Annotated in this window: 12 protein-coding genes and 1 pseudogene; 6 read left to right on the forward strand and 7 right to left on the reverse strand. The window is 65.3% G+C overall.

Going from position 1 to position 12626, the window contains the following annotated elements:
• A partial coding sequence (locus G5B31_RS21110) for a hypothetical protein (RefSeq protein WP_205912045.1) occupies positions 1 to 185 on the forward strand: 185 nt, incomplete at its 5' end.
• A 51-nt stretch (positions 186 to 236) separates the two neighbouring features.
• Here G5B31_RS21110 and G5B31_RS20280 read toward each other — a convergent pair.
• The 4 genes from G5B31_RS20280 to G5B31_RS20295 all read right to left on the reverse strand — a co-directional run bounded on the left by G5B31_RS20280 (position 237) and on the right by G5B31_RS20295 (position 4479).
• Positions 237 to 503: an SEC-C metal-binding domain-containing protein gene (locus G5B31_RS20280; protein ID WP_165020016.1), complete on the reverse strand. Its 267-nt coding sequence runs from the start codon at positions 501 to 503 to the stop codon at positions 237 to 239.
• 167 nt (positions 504 to 670) lie between these two features.
• Positions 671 to 2353, reverse strand: a complete 1683-nt coding sequence (locus tag G5B31_RS20285) for an ABC transporter permease subunit (protein ID WP_165020017.1) — start codon at positions 2351 to 2353, stop codon at positions 671 to 673.
• Positions 2350 to 3372, reverse strand: coding sequence for an ABC transporter ATP-binding protein (locus G5B31_RS20290; RefSeq protein WP_165020018.1), 1023 nt, complete (start codon positions 3370 to 3372; stop codon positions 2350 to 2352). The genes G5B31_RS20285 and G5B31_RS20290 overlap by 4 nt, the downstream gene beginning before the upstream one ends.
• Before the next feature lie 96 nt (positions 3373 to 3468).
• Positions 3469 to 4479 (reverse strand): ABC transporter substrate-binding protein, encoded by a 1011-nt coding sequence (locus G5B31_RS20295; RefSeq protein WP_165020019.1) that lies wholly within the window; start codon positions 4477 to 4479, stop codon positions 3469 to 3471.
• Positions 4480 to 4633: 154 nt separating this feature from the next.
• On the opposite strand from G5B31_RS20295, the gene hisN reads away from it, so the two are divergent.
• From hisN to G5B31_RS21550, 3 genes are read left to right on the forward strand one after another with little or no spacing between them, the layout of a single operon-like run.
• Complete coding sequence (gene hisN / locus G5B31_RS20300) at positions 4634 to 5464, forward strand: histidinol-phosphatase (protein ID WP_205912046.1); 831 nt, start codon at positions 4634 to 4636, stop codon at positions 5462 to 5464.
• Positions 5451 to 6227: a DeoR/GlpR family DNA-binding transcription regulator gene (locus G5B31_RS20305; protein WP_165020020.1), complete on the forward strand. Its 777-nt coding sequence runs from the start codon at positions 5451 to 5453 to the stop codon at positions 6225 to 6227. The genes hisN and G5B31_RS20305 overlap by 14 nt, the downstream gene beginning before the upstream one ends.
• A 52-nt stretch (positions 6228 to 6279) precedes the next feature.
• Positions 6280 to 6414 carry a hypothetical protein gene (locus G5B31_RS21550; protein WP_394352150.1) on the forward strand — a complete coding sequence of 45 codons (135 nt, stop codon included), beginning with the start codon at positions 6280 to 6282 and terminating at the stop codon, positions 6412 to 6414.
• A gap of 352 nt (positions 6415 to 6766) precedes the next feature.
• Here the strand turns inward: G5B31_RS21550 and G5B31_RS20315 are convergent, their stop codons facing one another.
• Positions 6767 to 7999: a mechanosensitive ion channel family protein gene (locus G5B31_RS20315; RefSeq protein WP_165020021.1), complete on the reverse strand. Its 1233-nt coding sequence runs from the start codon at positions 7997 to 7999 to the stop codon at positions 6767 to 6769.
• A 59-nt stretch (positions 8000 to 8058) separates the two neighbouring features.
• Positions 8059 to 8262, reverse strand: a complete 204-nt coding sequence (locus G5B31_RS20320) for a hypothetical protein (protein ID WP_165020022.1) — start codon at positions 8260 to 8262, stop codon at positions 8059 to 8061.
• A gap of 743 nt (positions 8263 to 9005) precedes the next feature.
• Between G5B31_RS20320 and G5B31_RS20325 the strand changes: the two genes are divergently transcribed.
• Positions 9006 to 10016, forward strand: a complete 1011-nt coding sequence (locus G5B31_RS20325) for a TAXI family TRAP transporter solute-binding subunit (RefSeq protein ID WP_165020023.1) — start codon at positions 9006 to 9008, stop codon at positions 10014 to 10016.
• A gap of 89 nt (positions 10017 to 10105) precedes the next feature.
• A complete protein-coding gene (locus tag G5B31_RS20330; RefSeq protein WP_165020024.1) occupies positions 10106 to 12169 on the forward strand; it encodes a TRAP transporter permease in 2064 nt (687 codons plus the stop codon).
• Positions 12170 to 12266: 97 nt separating this feature from the next.
• Here G5B31_RS20330 and G5B31_RS20335 read toward each other — a convergent pair.
• Positions 12267 to 12506 (reverse strand): annotated as a pseudogene (locus G5B31_RS20335) (BCCT family transporter); the annotation flags it as partial.
• Between the last annotated feature and the right edge of the window lie 120 nt (positions 12507 to 12626).

Below are 12626 nucleotides of genomic sequence, written 5' to 3' on the forward strand. Positions count from 1 at the left end.
GGGTTAAGACTCAATTTGCTCACCAAGTGATTGCGGCAGCGAGGCAGACGGCGGAGAGGAAGATGTCGGCGCGCTTGTCGTATCTTGTTGCGATGCGCCGGAAGCCCTTGAGGATGCTGCCCCATGTAGGGGCCTTCACCCGTGGAATTGCGTCCGTCCTTGTGGACGCGCATCTGGCGATGTGAGGTTGCGGCTGGCTGAAAGAGCCTGACAACCTCGCGCCCCGGCCTGACCGGTCAGTTCGGGCCGCAGCATTGCTTGTATTTGCGGCGCGATCCGCAGGAGCAGGCATCGTTTCGGCCGGGCTTCGGGCCGGCTTTGAGCAGTTGGCCCGGAAGGTTGGCGGGCACAGAGCGGGACAGTTCGGGGCGCGACTGGCGCAGGATCGCCGCCACACAGTTCGGGATCAGATCGGGCGCTTCCAGATCGATCTGGTCGATCTCCTTCTCCGTGAACTTGCTGTTGCCGATGTAGATATCCTGCAGGGCTATGGGGAAGATCATTGCGCTGCGGGTCTCGTCATCGGTCCGATCAAGAAGGGCGTCCCCAATTGTCCGGCGTCAGCGCCAAATGTTCTGACGATGAACAATCGAGCCCCCTCCGCACCCAACCTGAAGCGGGCGTTCGAGAGAGCAGCCTTCCGTTACCCCTGCACTCGTGGGCGTGCCTGCTACCCGGCCCGATGGTGGCTGGCGATCACGCGGTTGAGCAGCGTCAGCAGGAGAAGCGCCAGGATCACCACGCCCATCAGGGCGGTGGAAAAGGCCGCAGCCTGCGAGGTGCGCCCAGAATCCTCAAGCCGCAGGATCTGGAACGAGGCGACCGAGACGCTTGGCGTCGACAGGAACACCACGGCCGAGATGGTCACCATCGATCGCATGAACAGGAACAGCAGCACCGAGACCAGCATCGGCGCCATGAAGGGCAGGACGACATCGCGCGACAGACGACCGAGGTTCGCCCCAAGGGAAGCGCCCGCCTCCTCCAGCGTCTCGGGAAACTGGCGGAACCCGGTCTGGAGCGTCAGGAAGGCCTGGGTGTGGTAGTGGTAGAAGTTGACGGCGATGATCAGCGTCGCCGTGCCGTAGAGGAAGTTGAACGGGTTCGAGAGCGAGTTGAAGGCCATGATATAGGCCAGACCCAGCACCAGCCCCGGCACCGCCGCGGGCATCGCCGCCAGAACCTGCAGCGGCTGTGCGATCCAGGCGGGGGCGTGACGTAATCCGACGCCAAGCGCGAAGACGAAGACCGTGCCCACCGCCGCCGCCCAGAGCGAGATCCAGATGGTGATCCACAGCGAGTCGTAGCCGCCGGCGATATCGATCGCATAGTTCTTCAGCGACAGGCTCAGGTCATAGGGCCAGAGGGTGACGAAGCTGGCATAGACCACCACCGCCATGACAAGGACGACGAAGCCCGAGACGACGAAGCTGAAGGCGGCCAGCGGGATATCGCGCAGGGGCGAATATTTCGGCACATAGGGCAGTATGCCCGCCGCCTTCTGGCCGCGCGATTTCCTCGACGCCTGCCTTTCGATGAAATAGGCCAGCACGGTGGGCAGCAGCAGCATGATGCCGACGACGGCACCGAGGTTGAAGTTCTGCCGCCCGACCACCTGGCGATAGATCTCGGTCGCCAGCACCGTGTAGTTGCCGCCGATTACCGCTGCATTGCCGAAATCGGTGATCGTGATGGTGAAGACCACGAAGATCGCACTGAGGATGCCATATTTCGCCGCGGGCAGCGTCAGGTCGCGGAACTGCCGGAAGGGCCGCGCGCCCATCACGTCGGCCGCCTCGTAGACGCGGGCATCCAGCAGGACCAGCGCCGCGCCGATGATCATCACCGCCTGCGGCAGCGCGTAAAGCGTATTGGCAATCACCAGCCCCCAGAGGCCGTAGATCTCGATCTCGGTTCCCAGGATGCGGCTGACGATGCCGTTGCGGCCCAGCAGGAAGATCAGCCCCAGCGACTGCATCAGCGAGGGCGCAAGCAGCGGCAGCAGGATGGCCCCCCGCACGAACCACTTGCCGCGGAAATGCCCGCGGTAAAGCGCCAGAGCGATCACGAAGCCCGCACCAACCGAGATCGCCGTGGTGATCAGCGTCATCACCAGAGATTGCCCGGTCACGCGCCAGAAGCGCGCGCCTTCCAGGATCCTGTGATAATTGCCAAGGCCGTAGCTGCCGTCGGGTTCGGTGATCGAGCGCAGGAAGACGATAGCCACCGGCTGCACGAAGAAAAGCAGCAGCCCCAGCGCCGGGATGCCCACGCAGGCGGCCACGAACAGGCGGTTGGCGTCGAAAAGGCCCTTGCGGCCGGGGACGGGCGCGGTGGAAGGCCGGGCGGTCATTGGGCGCCCGCCGCAGCGTCCTCGCGCACCCAGGCGCAATGTTCGGAAGAGATCGAAAGGCTCAGCCGGTCGCCGGGCCGCACCGGGGAATGGCCCGAGACCTCGGCGACCATGTTGCCCGCCGGCGTGTCCAGCCCGATCCGAGTGATGTTGCCCAGGAACTCCAGTTCCCTGACGCGGGCGGGACCGTCCGGGTCGGGCGAAAGCCCGATCTGTTCGGGGCGGATGCAGGCCAGGTCGGCGCCGTCCCGGGGCCTTGCCGCTGCCAGGCCGGGGGCGACACGGGCCAGCGCCTCGATGCCCAGCAGGTTGCTGCGGCCCATGAAATCGGCCACGAAGCGGGTCTGCGGGCGGAGATACAGTTCTTCCGCAGTTCCCGCCTGCACCAGATGGCCGCGGTTCATGCAGATGATGCGGTCGGACACGGCCAGGGCCTCTTCCTGGTCATGGGTCACCATGATCGTCGGAATGCGCAACTCGCGCTGGAGCGAATGGATCTCGCGCCGGAGTTCCGCCCTCACCTTGGCGTCAAGCGCGGAAAGCGGCTCGTCCAGCAGCAGAAGCTGCGGATCGACCGCGATCGAGCGGGCCAGCGCCACGCGCTGCTGCTGCCCGCCGGAAAGCTGGCCGGGGTAGCGGTCAGCCAGGTGCGGCAGGCGGATCATGTCGAGCAACTCGCCCACCCGCTTGCGAATCCGGTCGCGCGCCGCGCCGCGGATCTTCAGCCCGTAGCCGACGTTCTGGGCCACGGTCATGTCGGGGAAAAGCGAATAAGACTGGAAGACGATGCCGAACCCGCGCTGTCGCGTCGGCATCCCGGAGATATCGGCCCCCTTCAGCAGGATCTGACCGGAATCCGCCTCGATCAACCCGGCGATGACGCGCAGCAATGTGGTTTTGCCGCAACCCGATGGCCCCAGGAGGCAGACGAACTCGCCCTCGTCCACACCGGCGGAAACACGGTCGAGCGCGGTGAAGGTGCCGTAGGTCTTGGTGAGGTCGCGAACGTCGAGATACATGGATTTCCGGTTTCCGCCTGCGTGATCGGAAGCCCCATCCGCGCCGGTCATGCACGGATGGGGTGCCGGTGGAGAGGATTGGCCTGGCCGGCCGGTTCAGCGGCCGAACTTGTCCAGCCACTCGTCGCCGATGCGGTCACGGTCCGCGGCGGCCTGGGTGAAGTCGATACCGGCGAGGATCGAGCCTAGATCCTCGGGCACACCCGCCTTCTTCGCCGGATCGGACAGCGCGGCGCCGGGGGCGGTGATCAGGATCTTGTATTGCTCGTAGATCTTGACCGCCTCGGGCGTCAGCAGCCAGTCCATGAACTTCTTCACGTCTTCCTTGTTCTTCGAACTCTTGAACAGCGCCGCGGCCTCAAGCTCGTAGCCCGCACCTTCCTCGGGGAAGACCGTGACGACCGGATAGCCCTGCTCGACCGACTGCACGCCGGTGATGCCCAGAGAAATGCCGATCGTCACCTCGCCGGCGCGGGCGTCCTTGCAGGGCTTCGATCCAGACTGGGTATATTGCGTCATGTTGGGGTCGACCCGCTCAAGCTGCGCCCAGCCGGCCTCCTCGCCCTCGGGACCTTGCAGAAGCGAGATGATATGCAGCCAGCCGGTGCCCGAGGAGGTTGGGTCGGGCATCTCGATCTCACCCTTGAAGGCGGGATTCTCCAGATCCTTCCAGCTCTTGGGCATGGGCAGGCCCTTTTCCGCCAGCCGGTCGGTGTTGACGCAGAAGGTGCCCATGTAGCCGGTAGGGGCGAACCAGCGGTTCTCGGGGTCGCGGTAGCGGGCGTCCAGCGCCTCGATCCCCGCGGGGGCGTAGGGCTCCAGCTGGTCAAGTATCTGGGGGTCCATCGTGGCGGTGATCGCCTGACCCCACAGCATGTCGGCCTGCGGGTTGCCGGCTTCGGCAATGATACGCGCGGCAAGGTCGCCGGTCGACAGGCGCAGCACGTTGATCTTCAGTCCCGGGATCGCGGCTTCGGCCCCGGCGACATAGGCTGCGATCTCGTCCTCTTCATAGGCGGTGTAGACGGTGATCTCGTCGGCGAAGCCCGGGGTCACCACAAGCGTGGAAAGTGCCACGCCGGCAAGCAGGCTGGTGCTCTTCGTCATCGGATTCTCCTGTTGGGGCGGTCGTTGTCGGGGTGGTCTTTTGAAGAAACGCTAACGCAGGCTTGACGATGTGGCAATCTTTGTTTTTATGGCTTTATGCGCTTTTCTATTGGGCGCGATCCTTGACCGGGGATTGAAGCTGATGGGTGGATCCATGATGTCCCCGACCGAAGTTCTGGATCAGGAACTTGATTTCGCAAGGGAAATCGCCATATCCGCGGGCAAGGTCGGTCTTGACTGGTTTCGCCATCCGGTGACGGTCGGCCTGAAGGAGGACCACAGCCCGGTGACCGAGGCCGACCGGGCGGTCGAGGAATACCTGCGGAACCGCATCCACGGCAGCTATCCCGGCCACGCGATCCTGGGCGAGGAATTCGGGCATGAGGGCGCGGCCGGGGCGCCGGTCTGGGTGGTCGATCCCATCGACGGCACCCGCAGCTTCATCACCGGCTCGCCTATCTGGGGCACGCTGGTCGCGCTGGTGCGGGATAACCTGCCCCGCCTGGGCGTGATCCATCTTCCGGCCATGGGCGAAACCTGGCACGCGCGGCGGGGTGGGGGCGCCTATTTCACCGGCCGCGCGGGCGACATGCAGCCCTGCCGGACCAGCGGCTGCCGCAAGCTGTCCGAGGCTCGTTTCTACACCACGTCGCCCGACTATTTCGACAAGGACGAACACCGCCGCTTCACCGCCCTGTCCCGAGCCGTAGCAGTGCTGCGCTATGGTGGCGACTGCTATTCCTACGGCCTTCTCGCCTCGGGCCATGTCGACCTGGTGATGGAGACCCAGTTGCAGCCCTATGATTTCCTTGCGCTCGTGCCGGTGATCGAAGAGGCCGGCGGCGTCATCACCGACTGGCAAGGGCGCAGGTTGGGGCTGGTCTCGGGCTGCCAGGTGCTGGCCGCGGCCACGCCCGAGCTTCATGCCGAGGCGCTGTCGCTGATCTCGGCGCGGGACATTGGGGGTGGGCATGTGGCAGGCTGAGCGGCATACGCGCATCCTCGCGCTGCTCGACACCTTCGGGCAGGTGGGCGTGGACCGAGTCCAAGCCGAACTGGGCGTCTCGCGCGAGACGGTGCGGCGCGACCTCAAGGAACTGGAGGAGATGGGCGCATTGCGGCGCGTCCATGGCGGCGCCCTGTCGGTCAGGGAGCAGAGCGAGGCGCCCTACAGCTATCGCGCGCAACAGAACCTGCGCGAAAAGAGGGCCGTCGGCGCGGCCTGTGCCAGGCTCGTCAGATCCGGCGAGACGTTGCTGATAGATGCGGGCAGTACCACCGCCTGCCTTGCCGAAAGCCTTGCCGCCCTGGGGGGGTTGCTGGTCTTCACCAATTCGGTCGATGTAGCGGCCCATCTGGGCACCGAAGCCTCGCGCGCGCGCCAGAACCGGGTGGTGTTTCTGGGCGGCGACTTCGCGGGCGATCCGCCGTCCACGCGCGGGGCGGGCGTGGTGGCGGCGATAGGCGATGTCGCGGCCGACATCGCCTTCTCTTCGCCCTTCGGCCTGACCGGACGCGAGGGCGCCACCAGCTTCATCCCCGACGAGGCCGATATCGCCCGCGCCATGTTCGCCCATGCCAACCGCCGCGTCGTGCTGGCGGACCATTCGAAGCTGGGCCATCGCGGCCGGGTGTCCTTTGCCCGCCCGGACGAGATGGATCATATCGTCCTGAACGCGGAGGCCACGCGCAGCGAGCATTTCGCCGCCCTGAGCCAATCCGCCGGAGCCCGTCTCATCACCGTCTGAGACTGTGGCGTCCTGATAAAGCAGGCCCGCCCTGGATGTTTCGGCGTGAGTTTTGACGCCCCTGATTGACATCGAGGTGGTGCGCGCCATCGCCGACCGGGTGGCCGTCATGCAGCACGGCGGCATCGTCGAGCAGGGCGGCAAGGAGGTGGTATTCTCGCCCTCTCCACGCGCCCTATACCGGTAAGCTTCTGGCCTCGGTGCCAGACATGGCGGTCGGCTGGCTGGACCGCATCATGGCCGCGCGCACCGTCTGAATCAGAGGGCGGTCGGGTCACGCACGACTTGGAATGCGCCGTGGCGGGATCTATATTCAACGTTCGCAACGCCGACCGGATGTTGATCGGCGCGCAATAGTGCCCCCCGCTACCGGGGTGATCGGCGTCCACCTAGGCGTCAGAGACCGGGCCTGAGCCCGATCAGGGCCTTACCCGCCTTCACTCTGTGATCAATTGTGTCGGCTCAGGCCTTGATCTCAACGTCGCAATGGGTGTCAATTTTGGACGCAGCTTCCCTTCGCGCTACGGAGCCGACGACGGTCATGCCGGCGCAATGACCGGCGGGAATCGCATGAAGTCCTGTCCCGAGGGGGACTGGAACACCGCCAGCCCGAACTCCGGCAGGATGCCGTAGAGATGGTCGAAGATGTCGGACTGGATGCCCTCGTAGGCGACCCAGGCCACGGTGTTGGTGAAGCAGTAGATCTCGATCGGCAGCCCCTCCGGCTCGGGAGGGAGCTGGCGCACGATCATCGTCATGTCCTGGCGCAAGAGCGGATGCGCCTTGAGATAGCTTTCGACATAGGCGCGGAAGGTGCCGATATTGGTCAGCCTGCGGCGGTCGGCGGCTTCCTCCCCGGGGCCGAGCATGGCGTTCCAGTCGGCCAGCTCGCGGGTCTTGCGCTCGATATAGGCACGCAGCGGCTTCATCCGCCCCAGCCGCGCCAGTTCCTCCTCCGACAGGTGGCGGATGGTGTTCTGGTCGATGTGCAGCGCTCGCTTGATCCGGCGCCCGCCTGCCTCCTGCATCCCGCGCCAGTTCTTGAACGGCTGGGTGACGAGATTGCGGATCGGGACCGTGGTGATGGTCTTGTCCCAGTTCTGCACCTTCACCGTGTGCAGCGCGATCTCGATCACGTCGCCGTCGGCGTTCTGGGCCGGCATCTCGATCCAGTCCCCCACCTTGACCATGTCGGTCGACGAGATCTGCACGGATGCGACCAGCGAAAGCAGCGTGTCCTGGAAGACCAGGATCAGCACGGCGGTCAGCGCGCCGAGACCGGAAAGCAGGATGAGGGGCGACCTATCGATGATGGCCGCGACCATCAGGATGATGGCGATCCCGTAGACGACGATGGTCGCGACCTGGACATAGCCCTTGATCGAGCGCCCGGAACTGCCGGCACGCCGTTTCCAGATGGTGTGGAACAGCCCGAGGGCGGCAGCGATCGCCATGGCGACGACCAGGATGTTGAAGGCGTTGGCCGCATTGCGGACCACCGTTGCCGCCGCATGGGGCAGGCCCGGCACCGCCATGATCCCGGTGGAGATCACCAGCGCCGGCGCCGCGTTCGCCAGCCGGGCGATGATGCCCGAGCGCACGACCTCCGGCCCCTGCAGGAACTGCACGCCCGCGATCAGCCGGTGAAGGATCTTCACTAGCGCCACCTTGACGACGAAGTTCACGAAGACCGCGGCCAGGACCAGCGCGCCCAGCCAGAAGACAGTCACGATCCATGGGTGACCGGCCGCGATTGCACGGATGCTCTCCATTCGACTCGTCTTTCCGTTCCTGCCTTTGGGGGAGGGGGGCGCAGCCGGGACCGAAGCGATCAGGCTGCCCGGTCGTCGGCGGAGATCGCCCGGCGCACCGTGTCGATATCTTCCTGCACCCGGAAGATCTGTGGGCCGGCCGGCCCGTTCACTGCTATCGCCACGGTTCCGTCCGGCCGCGCGTCGAGCTTGAGGATCGGGTGGGTTTCGAGGTCGAGGATCAGCGGCGTTCCGGTTCCGGCTCCTGTGAGCGTGATGGTCATACGAATCCTCTTGGTTGCGGCGGGCTGGTCATTCTGTCGCCGTTGCCCGGATGATGCAACCGCAGCAAAGCGGCTTTCGCGCCCCCGGCAGACCGGACAGGCGGTTCGCCCTGCCTGGCCTGCGATGTTCACCCGCCGGAAAGACGGGATAGTCCAGCCGCAATGAAAGCAGCGACAAGCGCGGTCACGAGGGCCGCGATTTCGCCATTCGTCACGTCACATCCTCCTTGCCCAAGCCCATGGCGAAGCAGGATGATTCGACAACCGGCCGGGACCCTCCCCCCGGTGGGGCGGGGCCCGGCCGCGTTCCTCCGGCACCCTCGGCCGCCGCATCCCGCACCCGTCATCGAGCAGAGATCGCATCGCGGGCAAGGCCGTGGGACGGCTGGCCCGAGCCACCGGGCAGGCCCGGATCATCGCCGCATGAAAAGGTCGGCCACATCGGAGCTGGCCCGGCTGGGGGAAAACCGAAGATCGAGATGCCGTGCGGCGACCAACCCGCGCCCCGGTAGTTTCGCAACCGAGAAGATCCGGGGCAAATGCAAGCGGTGAGCCAAGCCGCTGCTCGCGGTTCAGTGCAGGCACAGTAAGCTCGCCGGACGCACCGGCCGGCTCTCAAAGCTGTGGTTCACCCTGGCAGCAATCAGTATCTGGCGGGTGGACCCGGAGGCGCTCCCTCGCCTAGACTTCGGGAGTCCGCCAGCCAGGCAGATGACAGGCCAATAGTATCTTTTGGAGGAAACATGAAACTCGCATCCAGGAAAACGCTCGTGGGAGCCGCGCTAGCGGTCGGCATGATGGCGGCAGGGGCCGTGGCACAGGACATGCAGTTCTTCCGCATCGGCACCGGCGGCACCGCGGGCACCTACTACCCGATCGGCGGGCTGATCGCGAACGCGATCTCGAACCCGCCCGGCTCTCGCGCCTGCGAGGATGGCGGCTCCTGCGGCGTGCCGGGGCTGATCGCCACCGCCGTCGCCTCGAACGGCTCGGTCGGCAATGTCAACTCGATCAACGGCGGCACGCTGGAGGCGGGCTTCTCGCAATCGGACGTGGCCTATTGGGCGCAGACCGGCACCGGCCTCTGGGAAGGCCAGCCCGCGGTCGAGAAGCTGCGGCTGATCGCCAACCTCTACCCCGAAAGCATCCACCTGGTCGCGCGCGCCGATGCGGGCATTACCTCGGTCGCCGACCTGAAGGGCAAGAAGGTCTCGCTGGACGAACCCGGCTCGGGCACGCTGGTCGACGCCAAGATCATCCTCGAAGCCTTCGGCCTGTCCGAAGCAGACATCTCGCCCGAATATCTGAAGCCCGACCAGGCGGCCGACCGGATGCGGGACGGCGCAATGGACGCCTTCTTCTTCGTCGGCGGCTATCCGGCAGGGGCGATCGCCGAGCTTTCCAGCCAGCATGACGTGGTGCTGGTGCCGATCACCGGCCCCGAGGTGGACAAGCTGCGCGAGACCTACAGCTTCTTTGCCACCGATACCTTCCCCGCGGGCACCTACAAAGGCCAGGAGGCCGACGTGCCCACGATCTCGGTCGGCGCGCAGCTGGTAACCTCGGCGGACCTGCCGGAAGAACTGATCTACGGCATCACCGAAGCCCTGTTCAACGAGACCACGCAGAAGCTGTTCGGCGCGGGCCATGCCAAGGGCAAGTATATCACAGTGGACAATGCGGTCCAGGGCGCGGGCATCCCGTTCCATCCGGGCGCCGAGAAGTTCTACAAGGAAGCGGGCAAGCTGCAGTGATGCGACGGACCTGAGCAGAAACGGTGACGCGGGCCGGAGAAGGCCCGCGTCCTTTTGCAAAAGAAAAGACCGTCCCAAGGGGGAGTTTCATGAGTGAAGAGACCCGGCATCTGTCCGAGGCGGAACTGAGACGCCTGGAAGAGGAATACGATCCCGAAGCCCGTTTTCGCACGGTGCTGCGCCCCGTGGCGATCTTGGCCGGGGTCATCATGTTCCTGCTTTCGTGCTATCATTTCTACACTGCGGGCTACGGCATTCCGCGCGCGACCACGCATCGCGGGATGCATATGGGCGTGTCACTTTTCCTCATCTACCTCAGCTTCGCCGCCTTCAATACAACGCGCAACAAGACCACCGGCTTCGTGATCCTGGGACTACCGGTCGCCGACTGGGTCCTCGCCATCGCCGGAGCGGTAAGCTCCTTCTATGTGCCCTGGGTCTACGATCAGCTGCAGTTCCGCATCGGCAACCCCAACCAGCTTGACATCATCATGGGGACGATCCTGCTGGTGACGCTGCTTGAGGCCGTGCGCCGCTCGATGGGCTGGCCCCTGCCGGTGATCGCTCTGCTGTTCATCGGCTATGCCTATTTCGGCCAATCGATGCCGGGAATATTCGTCCATCCCGGAGCGGACTGGTCGGGGATCGTCAACCACCTCTACCTGTCGTCGCAAGGCATCTACGGCACCGCGCTTGGCGTGATCGCCACCTATGTGTTCCACTTCGTCCTGTTCGGGGTGATGGCACAACGGATCGGGCTGGGGCAGTTGTTCATCGACCTTGCCACCGCGCTGACCGGGCGGTTCTCGGGCGGGCCGGCAAAGGTTTCGGTCGTGTCCTCGGCGCTGCTCGGATCGATCTCCGGCTCGTCCATCGCCAATACGGTGACCACCGGCGCGCTGACCATCCCGGCGATGATCAAGATCGGCTTCAAGCGCCATTTCGCCGCCGCCGTCGAGGCCGCCTCCTCGACCGGCGGGCAGATCACGCCCCCGGTCATGGGCGCGGTGGCCTTCCTGATGGTGGAATATCTGGGCATGCCGTTGCGCACGATCCTGATCGCCGCCGTGGTGCCCGCCTTCATGCATTTCTTCGGCGTGCTGGTGCAGGTGCATCTGGAATCGAAGCGCCTCGGCATCCGCGGCCTGTCGAAGGAGGAACTGCCGAAGGCGATGAAGGTGCTGCGCGAGGGCTGGCTGGCCTGCCTGCCGCTGGTGCTGCTGGTCTGGATGCTGATGTCGGGCCGCACGCCCTTCCTGTCCGCCTTCTGGGCGATCTTCGCCTGCATCGTGGTCTATGCGATCCAGTCGGTCAGGGCGAAGGGCCTGGTCGAGGGTGCGAAGGACTGGGCCGCGGGCATCTACGATGGCTTCGTCTCGGGCGCCAAAAGCTCGCTTTCCGTCACCGCCGCCGCTGCGCTGGTGGGCGTGGTGATCGGCGTGGTGACGCTGACCGGCATCGGCTTCAAGATCGCCTTCATGGTGACCAGCGTGGCGCAAGGCTGGGCGGGCTCGGTCCACGGCTTCCTTGCCTTCCTGCCGTTCGAGCTGTTCAGCCTGGAGACGCTGGCGCTGTTGTTCACCCTGATGATGACGGCGGTGGTCTGCATCCTGATGGGCTGCGGCATCCCGACGACCGCGAACTACATCATCATGGTGGCGGTGGCCGCGCCGGTGCTGGGGCTGATGAACGTCGAGCCACTGGTCGCGCATTTCTTCGTCTTCTACTACGGGGTGCTGGCGGATGTGACGCCGCCGGTGGCGCTGGCGGCCTATGCGGCCTCGGGCATCGCCGGGGCGAATGCGTTCAACGCGGGCAACACCGCCTTCCGCCTGTCGATGGGCAAGGCGCTGGTGCCGTTCATGTTCGTGTTCTCACCCTCGCTCCTCTTGGTGACGGCCGACTTCTCGCTGGGCGCCTTCGTCCTGGCCTTCAGCGGCGCGGTGCTGGGGATCGTCTCGCTGTCGGCGGCGATCACCAACTGGCTGAGGGGGCCGCTGCTGCGGATCGAACGTGCGCTGCTGACATTGGCCGCGCTGCTGATGATCGCGCCCGAACTGATCTCGACCCTGATCGGCGTGGCCATCCTCGGCCTGATCACGCTTCGCCAGGTGCTGGCCGGGCGGGATGTTCCCGCAGCGCCGACTCTCTGAGCCTGCTTCGCTGGCTTGTGGGATATGTGGACCGCGGCCGTGGGCACAACGGAAACGGGCGGGCAAATGCCCGCCCGGCCGATGCCTGAAAGACCTTTCAGGCGCTCTTCCGTTTCTCCGCGATCAGGCCGGTGACAACGGCCCAGCAGGCACCGAGCAGCACAAGCGTGAAGGGCAGCCCGGTCGAGACCGCCATAGCCTGAAGGGCCGCAAGCCCGCCGCCCAGGAGCAGCGCAATGGCGACCAGCCCCTCGAAGGTGCACCAGAAGATGATCTACGGCACCGGCGCATGGATTTTGCCGCCGGCCGCAATCGAATCGATCACCAGCGGGCTTGATGCAGTGCGCCACCTGATCTCCTGACTAATTGTAATATAAGTCAACGATTTAACATGGAGAAGGTTGTCTTTCAGGCCCATCCCCTCCGCCACTTCTCCCTCCAAACGATACCGAGTTTC

The organism is Rhodobacter sp. SGA-6-6 (assembly GCF_011043545.1).
In the GTDB taxonomy this organism is placed as follows: Bacteria; Pseudomonadota; Alphaproteobacteria; order Rhodobacterales; family Rhodobacteraceae; genus Pseudogemmobacter.